General features: G+C 47.3%; 12 protein-coding genes. 2 read left to right on the top strand and 10 right to left on the bottom strand.

The annotated features are described in order from the left end of the window. The first annotated feature begins 409 nt into the window (after nt 1-409). Nucleotides 410-937 carry a hypothetical protein gene (locus E0E47_RS16265; RefSeq protein ID WP_130894195.1) on the top strand — a complete coding sequence of 176 codons (528 nt, stop codon included), beginning with the start codon at nt 410-412 and terminating at the stop codon, nt 935-937. Nucleotides 938-1272: 335 nt separating this feature from the next. Here the strand turns inward: E0E47_RS16265 and E0E47_RS16260 are convergent, their stop codons facing one another. The 10 genes from E0E47_RS16260 to E0E47_RS16215 form a co-directional block, all read right to left on the bottom strand. After that, the gene (locus E0E47_RS16260) at nt 1273-2169 is read right to left on the bottom strand and encodes a hypothetical protein (RefSeq protein WP_130894194.1); all 897 of its coding nucleotides are present in this window, start codon (nt 2167-2169) and stop codon (nt 1273-1275) included. A gap of 68 nt (nt 2170-2237) precedes the next feature. Next, nucleotides 2238-3479, bottom strand: coding sequence for an O-antigen ligase family protein (locus tag E0E47_RS16255; RefSeq protein ID WP_232038534.1), 1242 nt, complete (start codon nt 3477-3479; stop codon nt 2238-2240). 339 nt (nt 3480-3818) lie between these two features. Next, the gene (locus tag E0E47_RS16250) at nt 3819-5384 is read right to left on the bottom strand and encodes a leucine-rich repeat domain-containing protein (protein ID WP_172604728.1); all 1566 of its coding nucleotides are present in this window, start codon (nt 5382-5384) and stop codon (nt 3819-3821) included. A 135-nt stretch (nt 5385-5519) separates the two neighbouring features. Beyond that, entirely contained in the window at nt 5520-6227 is a 708-nt protein-coding gene (locus E0E47_RS16245; protein ID WP_130894191.1) for a hypothetical protein, read from the bottom strand. Between the two features lie 112 nt (nt 6228-6339). Further along, nucleotides 6340-9036 (bottom strand): RICIN domain-containing protein, encoded by a 2697-nt coding sequence (locus E0E47_RS16240; RefSeq protein ID WP_172604727.1) that lies wholly within the window; start codon nt 9034-9036, stop codon nt 6340-6342. Between the two features lie 194 nt (nt 9037-9230). Then, on the bottom strand, nt 9231-10043 hold the full coding sequence (locus tag E0E47_RS16235; protein ID WP_008628459.1) for an SDR family oxidoreductase: 813 nt from the start codon (nt 10041-10043) through the stop codon (nt 9231-9233). Nucleotides 10044-10072: 29 nt separating this feature from the next. Then, on the bottom strand, nt 10073-11254 hold the full coding sequence (uxuA, locus tag E0E47_RS16230) for a mannonate dehydratase (RefSeq protein ID WP_130894189.1): 1182 nt from the start codon (nt 11252-11254) through the stop codon (nt 10073-10075). Between the two features lie 12 nt (nt 11255-11266). Then, a complete protein-coding gene (gene uxaC / locus E0E47_RS16225) occupies nt 11267-12670 on the bottom strand; it encodes a glucuronate isomerase (RefSeq protein ID WP_130894188.1) in 1404 nt (467 codons plus the stop codon). A gap of 12 nt (nt 12671-12682) precedes the next feature. After that, nucleotides 12683-14158, bottom strand: coding sequence for an MFS transporter (locus tag E0E47_RS16220; RefSeq protein ID WP_232038486.1), 1476 nt, complete (start codon nt 14156-14158; stop codon nt 12683-12685). A 478-nt stretch (nt 14159-14636) separates the two neighbouring features. Then, nucleotides 14637-14945 (bottom strand): hypothetical protein, encoded by a 309-nt coding sequence (locus E0E47_RS16215; RefSeq protein ID WP_130894187.1) that lies wholly within the window; start codon nt 14943-14945, stop codon nt 14637-14639. A 130-nt stretch (nt 14946-15075) separates the two neighbouring features. On the opposite strand from E0E47_RS16215, the gene E0E47_RS16210 reads away from it, so the two are divergent. Beyond that, a complete protein-coding gene (locus E0E47_RS16210; protein WP_172604726.1) occupies nt 15076-17310 on the top strand; it encodes a YyaL domain-containing protein in 2235 nt (744 codons plus the stop codon). Nucleotides 17311-17345 lie beyond the last annotated feature (35 nt).

Raw genomic sequence — 17345 nt, 5'->3', positions numbered from 1 at the left:
GTAAAAAAGTATATGCCGAAAATGTACACAAACAGCAAGAGTTACACACGGTAAAGTCACAAGTCTTATTCGATGGGGAAATTTCACCGGAAATCGTATGGGCACGGGTATTGACAGCCCAACCTACACGTTCTCTGCAAAATTTCCATTTACAGACTTTGCAATACCTGCCATTCCGCACCCAAAAACGATTATCTGCACTATGCGGAATGAGCACCAATGGCAAACAATTCGAAACGGCAGCCCCATTCTACTGCCAACCTTCATGCGAATACTATGTGTTCGCTTTATGCCGCCTACTCATTTAGCGAGATTTCCTTATCCGATTTATAGACAGACTGGCAAAGGTTCATTTTGCCGGAATAATAGTGTATTATCTCATTATGTTTTATTTTATAATTAAAAAGATATGGAAAATCAAGCTATAGCCCAACGTCCTAACGAACAGGATATCCAAAAAAGATTCAACTCACGTAACGCTGTCTCATCCGGCATACTTATAACAATAGGCGTTTTCATGGTATCGCTTACCCTTACGATGCACACTACAGACAGCAATATCCTTTCGCTCGTTTTCATGGCGTGTGGAGGAAGTATGGCCATTTATGGCATGATACGGATTTTGAGCCATGCCTCCAGAACCGTATATGCTCCTACCGGCAGTACAATTAAAGAATACCATCTATACTATTCTCCGGAATATTTTGATACATTGCAACATGTCATTGAAGCTAATGGGGTTCCCGAATGCATTCCTGTAGCTCCGGTGGACAATACTACAGTCAGACTGGATATCCTCATGTCGGAAGATAAGAAGTTTGCCCGGTTACAGTTATTGAAATACGAAAACTATATTTTCCATCCGGCCACGGAAGTTTATTATTATCCCGAAGCTGAAGCCAGACGCATCCATGCCTTAATGAAAAATAGCAAGTAAATATTCCACACACTTCTTTTAGCACCCTCCACGCGGATTTGTCTTTCATAGAGACATCTTTTGTGGAGGGTTCTTTTGCATGGCCAAAAATTATCCATATATTTGCCACAAGCGTTTCTGCAATTCTACATTACAAGATAAAAAAGCGGGTAATGAAATACCGTTGACATCCCGAATGAATGCAGCGGACACTTGTTTGACATTGTACACCGTAACGGTGCGACACATCTCTACACCAACGGCCAACTCATTGCAGACAAATTCCACGATGTCCACCCGCTATTCTACGGCCCATGGTGACTGCCACCAACTGAAGTACGCATACCCATTACAATTCACCACGGTTTTATTTCATTAAAAACATAGTCTATCGTGACACTATCAGGAACCTTGTCTATGACGGAAGCCATATAAGCAGTAGTTTTCTCACCAATCAAAGACGGATAGAACTCGTGTGTGACCTCATAGCGGTACAAGGTTGGCGACAAGGGAACAAGTTCCACTTTAAAACCTTTCACCCACACACCACTTTCTACAGTGTATTTCCAAAGTATCACAGAATAACGGCTGTAATCCACCGTATAAAAGAATGTATAGTCCCAAGCTTCAGGCCACGTCACATACTTTAAGAAATCCGGTATCATACGTATCAAAGCAAATTCCTTGTCTTCCATATCAAGTTCGGGAGTCGACAAACCACTCTTTAAAACATTCGTAGTGTATATCAATCCCAAACCACGTTCGCTCCTCACCGAAAGCGACACACCGCACGATGCCGGAAGTTTGGCATATTTCCCACAAATCAAACGGACGGAAGAAGTATCGGCAGGGGAATAAAAGTAGTCAAATAAGTATTCAAAGTGCTCGCCAACTTCCACCAACGTGTCACGTTTCACATAATATGAGGGAGAATAAAGTTCCGCGCTCCCCAACAAATAAGTATACCGTTCGAAATCCAAATCCTCAGGCACTGGCAACGTGTCCGGTAACCACACAGACAAATCGTCACGGCTGTCAAGGCGTATCACTCGATCCCGTTCCAATAAAGGTAATAAAGAAGCGAAGAAAGAAGAATCTGTAGCTGACAACATTTCCTTCACCAAACTCACTTTACTCGTGCCTACACTGTCTGGACACATTGATACCATATCCACCTCTTCTGTATCACTGCAAGATACCTGGCACATCACAACCATAAGAGATATCAACCATTTCATAAAAAAATTCTTCATACACTTATCTTTTTATCAGAAATTTATCAACAAAATTGGTAGTTAGTATTTTTTGCCACTCCTTCTTTTTACTTTCTCAGGATTTCTTCCGCTTCTTTTTTTATACTCCTTACCTTTGGCGATTTTTTCACCTTATTCGCCTTGTCCAAGATGATTTTGGCAAGTTCCTTTGCCCGATATTCGTCACCAGATTCCTGATATAATTTCATTTCATAATAAAGAGGAAGATAACGACAAGGAATCATGGCATGCGCATAACGATATTCTTTAATAGCCGAATCCGGCATATCCAAATGGAAAAAATCATCAGCCATCAGTATCCTTACATTATAATCAGCCATACGAACAGCACATTCTTTCAGCACTTTCAGGCTTTCTTCATATTTCCCCGTATAGTGAAGTAACGCGCCATAATTATATAAGAACAAGCGATTGTCCTTATAGTCTTCATACATAATGGCATATCGCGCCATAACCTTATCATCGATATTTGATTCAGCCTGCTCCTGAATATGAATCCTATAAAATTCTTTTTTATAACAAGAAAAAACAACAAAAAAAGAAAAAATACAGATACACAATATGCCGATAGACACAAGCTTTGGTTTATGTAACTTGACGGATGCCCCATACGCCACATAAAAAAGCAACAATATAATAAGCCATACGAACGGAACTGCAAAAGGATAAGAAAAACAACACCAGACGTTTAACACCACCCAAATACTTGCCATAAGCCCCCTCTGTGGATACATGGAACACAAAATCATACGCAACGTGAACCCCATAAAAACAAGCACACCAATAAGTACAGCAATACCATAGTTCACCGCTACCAATATAAATTCATTAAACGGATGGCTGACTTCTCCGGCCAAAAGGCTGAAAGAAGAATCCGGATTCAAAATGAAATATTCGGCTTGCCTGTTCATATATTGCGAGACGAATCCCCCTGTCCCCCAACCATAAAACGGACAATCCGCTATCATTCCCAAGGCAATACTCCATATCAGAAACCGCCCGTTGGCCGACTCCGGTTTATACACATAAAGCACACCAACTAAAAATATCACCCCAATTATTAACGCGAACAAGAAGTATTTCTTTCTGAACAAGGATTTTATTTGCATCAATTCCATATAACTGACTATTAAAAGAGCAAAAAGAGAAGACAGTAAGGCCGTCCTGGAATCGGAGAGGATAATGAATAAAAAGAAAAGTGAAGACACTAACGACCAAAAAGAACTCTCTTTTGCACTCGACTTCAAAGCATAATAATAACTGACAGGCAGACAAAATGACAAGAGCATGCCAAACACAGCCGGATTCTCAAAACTTCCGGAAAAGGAATGAAAACAGAAATAGCTATGTACCATTCCTGAAAGTTGAAGCGATGCATATACTATTTCCAAAATCCCCACACAACAGAATGTCTTAAGTATCTTGTCCAATGGCAACGGTTTTATGAAAGTATGGGAAATCAGCAACCTTCCCCCGTAATATCCGGATGCCACGATAATGGCCGCCCAAGTCCAACAACGCCGTATGGCATCTGCAAGTTCAAGATGAGCCGCAGATATGCAAAACACGCTCCCCATGCACACAAACAATGTGGGGTAATGTACAAACTTTGTATTCATAACAACCGATTAATGCAAGTTCAACTTTTTTACATCCTCCTCACAAGGGCAACCGGAAAATGCACCATCCTCTATTAAAGTAAGCGAAGATGGAAAGACGACGTGATTCAGTTTGCCGCAACCATCAAACGCATAGCTACGGATGACAGAAATCCCTTCAGGAAAATCTATGACAGCAAGTTTGTTGCAATTCATAAACACATACTCTTGCAGTTCTTTCACACCTCCCGACATTTGCACAATGGCCAGTTGGGGACATTGTGTAAATGCAAACTCTCCTATGGATGTTACAGAGTGAGGTATAACAACTTCAAAAAGATTTGGGCAACGAGCAAATGCACCATCTTCGATAGCCTCCAAACCATCCGGAAGGAAAAGTATGTTTTTCAATAACGGCTTTGCCGAGAATGCCGATTTGCCAATCCTTTTCACACCATTGGGAATAGAAGAAGCCGCACATCCTAAAACAAGAACCGCAGAATCTCTCCTGATAATGGCATTGCAACTGTCTGGTGAACTATACACAGGGTTATCCTTATGCACTGTTATTCTGGACAAAGCATCACAACTATCAAAAGCATTCACAGAAAACAATGTCATGCTTTCGGGAATATGAATTTCACGAATCTGCGTTCCGGCAAAAGCATATCCTCCGATACATTCCACACCTTCCACAAGCCGGGAAACAGCACATCCCGCTATCAACTTCAAACTACCGGTCTCTATAATTGCATTACAATTCCGGCGAGAATCATAAAACGAGTTTTTCCGGTCTACAACAACCGAAGACAAACTGTGACATCCCCAAAACAATCCTGGATATTCTCCCGCATCTATCTGCTCAACATTTTCGGGTATATACAAAGATTTCAAGGATTCACATCCACAAAAAGCAGCTTCGCCTATGCTCTTAAGTGACCGAGGGAGAATAACATGTTCCAAATCCACACATCCGTCAAAAGCCCATTTCCCTATTTCGCGAACTCCTTCAGGGATTCTAATTTCCTTCATGCCATGACAATAAGCAAAAGCTTCCTCCCCAATGGACTTCACACTGGAAGGAACAGTCGCAGCCGGACATGCAACAACAAGTTTGTCAAGTTCTGTATCTATGATGGCATTGCAACAGTCTCTCGAATCTATGAAATCATTATCCGGATCTACCACAATGGATTTAAGGTTCCGACAACCGACAAACATATGACGTCCATAACCCGCCGAAGCCGGAAGCTTCACCGTTTCAAGATTGATGCAAGCACCAAAAGCATTGTCACCAAACGTAGACACTCCTTCATCTACTACCAAATGACGTATTTCCGCACAACCGGAAAACCCATCCGGTGCCACGCCTTGTACCTTGTAAGTCTTCCCCTCGTGCTCTACCGAAGCTGGAATGTGAAATTCCTTCTCCATAGGTTCTTGTGATTTGTAAACAGTACGTGCCCTGGATACCAACACACTCCCGTCATATAAAACCTCAAACTCGAATCCACCCTTTATAAACTTGGGTCTACCATGTATCAATGACATGCAGCCCCACATAAGTGCTATAAAAAACCATATTCTTTTTTCCATACGCATGCTTTGAATGAAGTATAGGAGCTACAAGCAAGCTCCTACACCATTAACATATAATAACATCTTCTACCGTTTTTGTTTCAAACCTACATTTAATAGCGTTTGCTATATTTTCACTGGGCTTTATTCTATCTAATATATAATAGAAAATCCAGTATAATCATACTTGTCGGGATTCATTTTACTTCGTCCATTCTCTGCCGATTTAATACTAATAATACCATTTTTATTTACTCCTGTACAAATACTTGCATGCTGTTCACTATTAGAATTAATAATATACGTGCCACCAGGATGTGCTTTTTTCCATTCCGAAGTAGAAACATGAGCCTGCATTTCTTCATAAGAATCAAAAGACAATATCTCCCCCTTGAGAATACCACTTTGCCGACCAATCTCCGCTGCCAAAGAAGGTTTCATTGCACCACCCGTATACGGCTGATAATTCGCGTCCACGTTTCCGTTTCCATCAACCTTTTTATACTCCATTGCAAATTTCTTCACTTCAGCATAAGCCTGAGCTGCAGTATAAATATTACCTTGTGCATCTCTACCTATGGTACGTCCAAAAACTTTCTTTTTCTTGTCTACTGCAATTTGAAGAATCGCATTAAGCATACATTCGTCCTCCTCTTTTGGAACATCAAAAGTACTGGGAGGCAATTGATTTCCTGTCGTTATATCAAACTGAGAATTCCTTTTAAACAAAGGAACTGTCTGATTGACATCAAGACCTGCCGGTTCATCAAAAAAATCCGAATCATCATTACAGCCCACCATAAAGGTGACACTTGCTGCCACTATTGCACATAGAGGTACAGCCGCTTTTGAAAATTTCATTTTTTAACTTTTTAAAATTCTTCCTACTCTAGCTTTTCGGATTCCGCCCTTTTTACCTGTTTGGTCAGGCAACTATTGCACGAAAATTATCTTTCACGCTTCTAAACAACTTTCACCACCACACTTGCAAACCATTCTCATATGAAAATATACGTTCTTCTGAACCTTTGGTCAAATCTTTCAGAAGATAAAGCCCTCCACTAGGTATACCTGTAAGGCAAAGTTCGTTGCCCTTGGCTTTTTGATGGACAAGTTCCTTCCAACGACTTTCCATCCAACAATACAAGACATAGTCATCCCCTACCTCTATACAGTTACCGTCATTACGTGGAATAAAGCGCAACCGGGATATTCGGGTCCCCGATGGCAGTTTAAGGCCGACCCAATTTCCATCTGGACTTTTGGCACAAAACCCTGTAAGGATATTGCCATCGAAAACATTTTCTTTTCTGGCCCAAGCTTCTCCCTCCGACCCGATAATTTCCCCAATGACTTTCTTCCCGCCTTTGTCAAAAAAGACAAGTTCATTGATATTGCAATACGAGCCTTTTCCTCCGATATAGCGTAAATATTTGTATGTCCTATCATCTTTGACAGGAATATCATACCAGTTCCCATCCGTAATTCCTTTGTGGATATAGAAAACAGTACTATCAGAAAAATCAGAATGGTTGGAACCTTGAAACTGTCCTCCATCCATACGGAAATTAAAAAAATCCTCCGCTCCCATAAAAGGATATTTACGCACCAGTTCCATGGTTTGACATTTATGTATATCAGCCTTGAGACTCATAATTTTTCCGTCTTTCTTAAGAAGAAACGGATCACCGAACGGCACTATTTGCCCATTCTCATAAACAGCTGCCATATAAACTATGTCACGCCCCATGGATTTAAATGTAACTTTTCCTCCTTTTATCCGACCATAATAGACTGGCACCCAATTGTGATTATCGAACACACAGATGTATGCCAAACGATGGTTTTCCACGAAATCACAGGGTACATTCATAGTCACATCTGATATCGGACAATATTCTTCCGTCACATCCGTATATCGCGGATTCTGAAATAAGACAGGTACTTCCGTCTCACCCTCCATATCTTCGGCCATCTTTCGATTTAGAGAAAAACACCTTCGAAAAACCTTGGGCTTCTTATAAGGATGGAAATAGTGCACGGTATCCCCCGGAACATTACCTGCATAAAACGTCACCGATTTACCATCCGGCTTAATAATAACACTCCAAGAATGCCCTTGGCTCCGGTTTCCCCACTGTGGAGCAAAGTCTTCTGCCGCAGGAATCCCAAGGTGGCGACACAAATAGATGGAGAAATCCGCTTCATCCAAACATTTCCCGGACTTTGCCTTAAATAAGGTGTACCCTTTAGGTGAAAGCAAACCATTATTCGTATAGAATTCAAACTGATGTGCCACGTCATAAACACGAATAGCTTCCGAAATGGCCGAACCAATAGAATAAACAGGATTGGAGTGTTCACGTCCTCCGCACTTTTCAAAACACCATTTTTGCGTATCCTCTTCAGAATATGGAGCCTGTACCAGATATTCCACACCGGATTGCATGTCTTTCTCTGAGTCGAGATACATTCCCGTATGTTTATTCATAATACGGAAATAACCACCACCAACCGGAATTATAGCCCAATTTTGAAATGGACGCAAAACAGAATATCCTTGTGAAACCACGGAGTATGGGCATAATGTTTCTGGTGTACCGAATTTAACCTCAAGACATCGGTCTATAGAGTCCTTTATACAAGAATGTATTTTCCATAACAGGTATCCTTGATAATCCAACCGAAGCAACTGGGTACTGTCGCTTTCAGACAAGGGGTAAAGCTCTATTCCTGACAATTTTGAACCTTGTGAAAAATCAAAGGTGATATAGTTATGAGTTTGCTTATTACTGACATAATAATAATCCGTAGAAAAGTCTGTTTGCCCTCTGTCTGGATAAGGTTCAACCGAACTAAACTGTACATAATCCAAATCCAATAAACCAGACGGGTTACAAAGAGTTACCACATTCGCGCCTTTCTTTATATTAAACGCCTTATTAAACCACTTTTCAACAAAAGTATCCATGTTACGTGTTTTGGCCAAATTCAATGTATCGACAACCTCTCCATTGACTTTTAAAAGAGCAGTAAGATTTTGTGCCATAGTGGCATATCTCATAATTAGGCGCTTCTTCGCATCATTGTTGGAAACGACATTAAAGGCAACCTCCGATTGAACAGAACAAAGCGTAGCACACCTATGACACGACGCACCGTCAGCTTCTTTTATGCCGGAAGATAGAAGGTGTCCGTTTTCAGCTTCATATTGCAATCCCCGGCGAGTAATTATATCATTCTTCTTCAATAAAGGAAACTCCTCTTCGATTCCCTCATGCCAATCACTCAGCAACTCGTTGTTCAGCCTGTAAGGAAGTACGTACTCAAAGAAAACGGTCTTGTCATATTCCCTGTTCCAACCCATATTCCTCCATACGTCACAGGCATAATTTATCATTTTGATGAGATAGCCTGCTCTTACTGCCGTTATATCTGCCACCATCCTGGTTTGGGAATCATCAACAGCCATCGCATGCCGGTTGAAATAATTTGTCCTGTCGTTGAGCGGCTCCATAGCCGTTTTTAAATACAACGAATCGTATAGCCGAGTTGCCGGACCTACACATGTAGAATGAAAAGGCATGTTTTCAATGAGAAATCTGGCCGCTTCATATTTGAAGCCGTCTTTCTCACTTTCGAAATGTTCCAACACTTTTTCAAGTTCCATACGGTTACTTCCGGCTCGCTCCAAGGCTTGATTTAATCGCAAATCACATGAATTAAAAAATATAGCCACACAGCACAATAGAGAAGGCAATAGAAGATGAGCGGAAATCCTAAGAGACTTTTTCATCACACACAATTTAAAGTTAAATTCATAGAAGTCCGCTCTGCTTGAAACAGAACGGACTGGAAGAACCGTCACATGGCAAAGGCATTGAAGCCCCCATCCACCACGGCCACCGTCCCGGTAACGAAGGCCGAGGCATCGCTGATGAGATAGTGTATCGTGCCGCAAAGCTCTTCGGGACGGCCGAAACGTTTGAACGGTGTCTGGCGGATGACATCCTCGCCGCGCGGTGTCAGGCTACCGTCGGGGTTGGTAAGCAGCGCACGGTTCTGGTTCGTCAGGAAGAAGCCCGGCGCGATGGCGTTCACACGGATGCCGGAAGTGAATTTCGTGGCTACTTCATTGGCCAAGAAGGCCGTGAAGTTGGAAATGCCCGCTTTGGCTGCCGCATAACCGCACACGCGGGTCATGGGACGGAAAGCCGCCATGGAACTGAAATTGACAATCGCGCCCTTTCCTGCCTCCACCATCGGGCGGAGGAATATCTGCGTGGGGATGACCGTTCCCGTAAGGTTTACATTCAACACCCGTTCGAACTCTTCCACCTTGAGGTCGAAGAACGTCCCGGTCGGCGCAATGGTGGCACCCGGCATGTTGCCGCCCGCCGCATTGAGCAAGGCATCCACCTTGCCGTAGGCCGACAACACGTCTTGCAGGTTCTGCTCCACTACGACCGGATTCATCACATCCGTTTTCAGAAACATCACCTCGCCGCCTTTTCCGCAAATATCATCCGCTATCTGTTTGCCGGTCTCTTCATTACGCCCCATCAGTACCACCTTGGCACCTTGCAGGGCAAGGTACTCCCCGATTTCCCGGCCTAGCACACCCGTACCGCCGGTAACGACCACCACTTGTCCTTGAATATCAAATAAATTCTTCATGTCCGTTTATTTTTAACCTTTATCCATTTTCAAATTTTTCCTTCCGCTATCTCACGGTTCACTACTGCCATAACCCCTTCCATCTGCCCAAGGGCCAACATGCGCCCGTGGAAAGAGTAACCGGCATTGTACCCCATCTTCTCGTCGCCCAACATCAGAGGAGCATGGTCTACCCTCATCGGCAAGGAAGGATTCTCCTTTTGGAACGTGCGTACCAAATCAATGATGCCCGCACGTCCGGCCAGATGGGAAGCTTCCTTGAAATTGCCGCCGGGCAGCACGTCCGTGCTGCGCAGATGCACGAATTTCGTGCGAGAAGCATACTTGCGTGCCAGTTCCGGCACATTATTGTGCGCTCCGGCACTCAACGAACCGGCACAGAACGTCAACCCGTTGTGCGGGTTGTCCACAGCGTTCAGGAACCAAGTGATGTCCTCGTCGCACGTCACGATGCGTGGCAACCCCAGTATCTGCAAGGGAGGATCGTCGGGATGCACGCACATGTCCACCCCGTATTGCTCGCATACCGGCATGACGGCGGAGAGGAAATAACGCATGTTCTCGCGCAAGGCATCACGGTCTATACCTTTATACAGGCCGAGCAGCTCGCGGAAGATTTCCACCGGCTTCTCATCGTCTTCCTTGATATTACCGTTCACGAACCCCTGCGTCTTGATGATGATGTTTTCCACCAGTTTATGGTCATCCTCCGGTGTCATCACAGCTTTCTTCCGTTCCACCTGTTCCATGATGTCTGCCCCGTAATCGGTTTCCGCCCCTTCTCGCTTCAGGATGCAACAATCGAAATAGGCGAAATCCGCACGGTCGAAATAAAGCGACGACGTGCCGTCCGCATTCGGATATTCCAAGTCGGTACGCGCCCAGTCGAGCACGGGCATGAAGTTGTAGCACACCGTCTTGATACCGGCCTTGCCCAGATTGGCCAAGCTCACGATATAGTTCTCTATCAGGCGGTCACGGTCAGGACCGCCATACTTGATGCTTTCACTCACCGGAAGGCTTTCCACCACCGACCAACGCAGACCGGCCGCTGCGACATAGTCCCGCATTTCCGCCACTGCCTCGTAAGGCCAGATTTCCCCGTTCGGGATGTCATGCAAAGCCGTCACGATGCCTTCCACGCCAATCTGGCGCAACATGGACAACGTGATTTTGTCTTTCTTCCCGAACCATCTCCAAGTTTTTTCCATATCTTCTTTTCTTTAGAACCTAAAATAGTTTTTGGCATTGTAATAGCAGATGTCTTCCACCATCTGCCGGATGCGCGGCATTTCGCCTACGGGCATCTCGCCCTTCTCCACGTCACGCCCCAAAAGGTTACAGAGCGTGCGGCGGAAGTATTCATGGCGCGGGTAGGAAAGGAACGACCGCGAGTCGGTCAGCATCCCTACAAAACGGCTCAACAGGCCGAGCACGGAAAGGGCGTTCATCTGCCGCTCCATCCCGTCCTTCTGGTCGTTGAACCACCATCCCGAACCGAACTGTATCTTGCCCGGCACGCTCCCGTCCTGGAAATTACCAATCATCGTGGCCACCATCTCGTTGGCCGCCGGGTTCAGGTTGTAGAGGATGGTTCGGGGGAGGATGCCACGGCTGTCCAAGCGGTCAAGGAACCGTGCCATGGAGAGGGCGGTATTGAACTCGCCGATGGAATCGAAACCCGTATCCGGCCCCACGAGACGCATCATCCGACTGTTGGCATTGCGTATCGTCCCGTAATGGAATTGTTGTGTCCATCCCTTTTCGGCATCCATCCGGGCAAACTCCACCAACATGGCCGACTTGAAACGGGCACATTCCGCACCGTCCAAAGGCGTACCGCCATATACCTTGTCAAACAACCGCTTAATGTCGTTTTCCACATAATCTTCTGCATAGAATTCCGACAGCCCGTGGTCTGAAAGACGGCAGCCTTGTGCGGCAAAGAAGTCATGACGTGCTTCCAATGCTCCGACAAAATCGGCATAACAGGAAATGGTCTGCCCGGAAACTTGCTCCAACCGCCCCACATAGTCGCGGAATGACGAGGGACTCTCCACGGCCATCGCTTTGTCCGGTCGCCACGTCGGGAGCATCCGGATCTCAAAACCGCTCGCTTTCGCGGCGATATGGTATTCCAAACTGTCCACCGGGTCATCGGTGGTGCATACTGTTTCCACATGGTAATGCCGCATCAGCCCACGTGCGGAAAACCCAGGTTGTGCCAGTTTCTCGTTGCATTCTTCGTAAATCTCGCGAGCCGTTGAGGGGTTCAACAATTTGTCGATGCCGAAAGCCGTGCGCAGTTCCAGATGCGTCCAGTGGTACAACGGGTTGCGCAAGGTATAGGGTACTGTCTCCGCCCATTTTTCAAACTTTTCCCAATCGGAAGCATCGCCCGTAATGTAACGTTCGTCCACCCCGTTAGTGCGCATGGCACGCCACTTGTAATGGTCTCCCCCCAACCACAATTCCGTAATGGAACGGAAGCGGTAGTCCTCCGCCACCATCCGTGGGTCGAGATGGCAATGGTAATCAATGACAGGCAAACGTTCGGCATGCCCGTGATAAAGCTCCCGCGCGGTATCCGTCCCGAGCAGGAAATCCTTGTCCATAAATGGTTTCATGTTTCTTGTCTCCTATTCTTTAATCAACTGGTAGCGCGGCACCAAGAGTTTGATGATGACCCAACTCAACAGATACCCTAACGACGCCACCATAAATACTATCATATAACCGGCTTCGATACCCCGGAAGCCTAAAAACTCCATCTGCGTTTCCTTGGAATAGGTAAACAACATACCGGAACACATGTTGAACAGCAAACAACCGATACCGCCCGACATACCACCAATACCCGTCACTGTGGCCACGGCGGATTTGGGAAACATGTCGCCCACCACGGAATAGACATTCGCGCTCCAACTCTGATGCGCCGCCCCGATGATGCCGATTATCACGATGGGAAACCAATACGACCAACTCCCCAAAGGCTGGGCCACCAAGCCGATAAGGGGAAAGAAGGCATAAATAAGCATGGCGCGCATGCGTCCGGCATAAGGGTTCATACCCTTGTGCCCCACGAACCATGTGGGCAAATAGCCCCCCACGATGGAAAGCATCGAAATCAGATAGAGGGTGAAAATGAGTAACATGCCCGTCGTGGAGTCCGAACTGTATCCGTAGACATCATGCACGTAAGCCGGTGCCCAAAAGAGGAAGAACCACCACACGCCATCGGGCAGGAAACGTCCGGCCACGACAGCCCATGTCTGGCGATAAGTCAGGCACTTCCAAATGCCGATACCCCTCGTCGGACGAGCCTCATCCGTACCTTCGGCTAAAGGAGCATCGGCGGCGGAATCCTGCTCAATGTAGGCCAGTTCCGCAGCATTGACACGCTTGCTTTTCTGCGGCGCATCATACACATACACCCAAACGCCCATCCAGACGAAGCCCACGGCACCCACCAAGAGGAAGGACATCTCCCAACCCCAACAACGGGCCAGCAAAGGTATGACGAAAGGAGCAAGCAAGGCACCAATCTGTGCCCCGCTGTTGAACACACTGGTAGCGAACCCACGGTCCTTTTTCGGAAAATATTCTGCCGTAATCTTGATGGCTGCCGGAAAATTTCCGGATTCGCCAATGGCCAACACGCAGCGGGCTGCCAAAAAAAGCCAGACGCTGACAGTGGCCACGGTCCACACACCGTCCCCCACCGTCTGCAACGTAGCCAGGTTCTGCCGCGCCCCCGCGAAATCCGTCAGCCACTCGCCACCCAACAGCCCGTTAGTGGCAATCCCGCAAAAGGCATGGAGGCACGCCCCGGCCGACCACAGCCCTATGGCCCACAAATAACCGCGCCGCGCACCTACCTTGTCGATAAACTTGCCGACGACCAACATGGCTATGGCGTACACAATGGAGAAACACCCCGTGATAAGCCCATAGTCCGTGTCGTTCCACCCGAATTCAGGCGCAATAAAATCCTTCCACGTCAGCGATAAAACCTGACGGTCCATGTAGTTGATGGCCGTAGCCAGAAACAACATGGAACACACGACCCAACGATAACGGGTCATTCCTGCAAATGTTTGATTTGATTCATTCATGTTTTTCCGGTTTTCCTTAAAGTTTATATTCCGTAAACGTTGCAAATATATAGTTTTCACCCACAAACGAGCCTAAAAAACAACTCGAATTACATGCGATGTAACATATTCAAAAAAATTTGCTACACCACAAAAAGCCCAAGCCATGCCACTCGTTAAAATCCGGAAGGCTCCCACTACTTACAAAGATAAGCCATACCACTCCTGCCCGAAAACGTATTCATGAAATTGAACGAAACGGCACCCCATTTTGAACGAAAAGCCACATAAAAACAAAATGTCAAAATGCAAAAGACACACATGCGAGAATGCGCCATTTCCCTCCTAAAAGACAAACAGCTCCCCACGATGCATTCTCGCACGATGGCACCGGAACAGAAAGACACTCACTCGGGATTCATACCGACTCGGCCTCACGGCAAAGCCCAAATCCTGCGGACATTTACGGCTAAGCGGTCATCTTTTACCCACATTCACTTTACATCTTGTCATTAGTTCCTTGTACGCCCATCGTCGTGAAATAGCTCGAAAAAGAGCTTTTCCATGATGCTTCCACCACGGAATCTTCTTTGTTTCCGACCCATTTGCGGAGGTTTTTATTTTTTTCTGCGCAGAAAAAAATATCGCTTTCAGCCGAATGAAAAATCATTTGGCTGAAAGCGGCAAGCAAAAAAGCGTAAAAAAATGAAAGAAATGCGGCATAGAAACATTTCATCCGGTGTCCTATTAACATTTCGTTTCTATTTATGGCATTTAACAGCTCTATCAAAAGTGCTTTGATTGACATTTTGTCAGCACTATACCCCCAAGTGAAGCCATTCCATACAGGCAAAACTATCTTTCAGATTTTTTGGAGGGAGAGAGGAAATATGATAAATTTGCGACCGAAAACACGATTCTCATTTCAAATCCATCCGATGATGATCAAACAGAAACTTTTAACGGGATACCTCTTGCTATGCCCGTTGTGCCTGCAAGCACAGAAATGGCTTCCGGCAACGCCGGAGGAAAACCGCGAAATCCGATTATTGGGATGCCGTTACGACAAAGAACGGTTAGTTAGCCGCACGCCCATAGACGGCAGAAACCCCGAATGGGAAGTCCGCACGGAAAAACAAAAGGTGCAGGACGGCGAACTGTTCACGTTCCGCTTCAAGGCTTTAAAAGACATGCCTGAATCCGGTGTGGCCGTGGCTTTCGACCGCTACCGTTGGACGAGCGACAATTACGTGATGATTCCGGCTTCCGTCTACAACGGCAACCGCCAACGCATCGTGAACCGCAATTACGCCACGGGGCTCGACCCGTCGGATTATGACCGTCCGGACCTGGCCCTGACCTCCAACCCCATCCCGCAGCTTTCGCCTGATTTCGGCAGCTCCTCCCGTTTGGAGGTGAGCGTATGCAACGCCGCCACTCCGGTCATCGCATTCCTCGACCGGCAAAAGCAAGAAGGTGTTCTCCTCCTGACCGACCAGGGAATCGAACGGGACGGACAAATCATAGACCACGCACTGATAGTGGAAGAGGCTCCGGACCGCAGCATGGCCTCGTTCGTCATCAGTGCGCCCGGCGTGAGGGAGAAAAAGCCGGAGTTCATCGGCTTCAGCCCCAGTCCGGACCGCGGCCTCGCGATACGCAAGGGAGACGAAATCACCATCCGCGTGACCCGCCTCAGCTATCCCTGCCACGACGTGCCGCAACTGCTCGGCCACTTCATGCACGACCGCAAACGCCATATCCGATGCGCCGCCCCACGCCACCTCGTGCCGATGAGCGAAGTGTTGTCCATCATGGACCGGAACATCGACGCACGCTATTACCAAAAAGACAGTGTGGAGTTCTACCGCCCCGAAACGGCCGACTGGATGTCGTACGGATGGATTGGCGGACTCATCAACACCTATCCCATGCTTGCCATTGGCGACGACGAGCACCTGCGCCGCGTGGCCCGCACGTTCGACTTCGCCTTGCCTCGTGCCAAAGGGAAAAGCGGTTATTACTATGACATCCTGCAACCGGACGGCACGATGCTCAACCGCGATGCCGCCGCCGTAGTGCCGGGCGTGGCGGTGACGCGCCGCAATGCCGACGTGCTCTATTGGATGGTGAAACAATTCGACCTGATGAAGCGGATGGGCAAAAGCGACCGCATCCGGCCCGAGTGGGAAGATGCCGTGCGCAAACTGGCCGACGCATTCGTACGCACGTGGAAAGAAGAAGGCACGTGGGGGAACTACCTGCACGTGGAAACAGGAAAAGTGGCCGTGTTCAACACCACGAGCGGGGCAATGGCCGTGGGCGGCCTGGCTCTGGCTGCGGAATACTTCTGCCATCCGGAGTACTTGAAAGTGGCCGAACAGGCTGCATCCGACTTCTACCGCCAGTTTTCCATCGTAGGCTTCACTTCGGGCGGATGCGGGGACATCCTACAGAACTCCGATTCCGAAACCGCCGCCGCCCTGATGACCTCCTTGACGACCCTATACGAAAAGACCGGAAAAGCCGGTTACCTGCAACAAGCCCAAGACCTGGCTCATTTATGTGCCTCGTGGACCGTCTCGTTCGACTACCGTCTGCCCGACGACACGCCATTGGCCCAGTTGGGAGCCAACTTGACAGGTGCCGTATGGGCCAGCACACAAAACAAACATGGCGCGCCGGGATTCTGCACACAGTCGGGCGACGCGCTGTTCAAACTCTACCGTGCCACGGGCGACACGTTGTATGCCGAACTCCTGCGCGACATCATCCATGCGCATGCCGAGGGCATCCAACCCAACGGCAAAATCACGGAACGCCTCACTTACTGCGATTCCGACCGGCGCGGTTCGCGGGCCGACGGATGGGAAACGGGATGGAACGAGACGAACGGGGCGTTGATGGCTTTGGAAATACCGGGCATATATGTCCGCACCGACCTCGGCCGGTTCTACGTGTTCGACCACGTGGAGGCACAGGTGGTAAAAAACGACACCAAACGGCTTGTTCTCCGCCTCACCAACCCCACGGCATACGATGCGGAAGTCACCCTCGTGGCCGAAAACGGCGAATCAGCGAAGAAACCTTTGGGCGACAACGCTTTCCTCAAATGGAAAGACAAGGTGAAAGTAAAAGCCGGACAGTCGGTCTCCTACACGATCAAGAAATAAAACAAGACGAAAGCCATTCCTGCCCCCGGCACGGC

It is taken from the genome of Paraprevotella xylaniphila YIT 11841 (genome assembly GCF_900683745.1).
Classification (GTDB): domain Bacteria; phylum Bacteroidota; class Bacteroidia; order Bacteroidales; family Bacteroidaceae; genus Paraprevotella; species Paraprevotella xylaniphila.
Note: the sequence above shows the minus strand (reverse complement) of the source record. Positions and strands in the feature narration are given on the sequence as shown.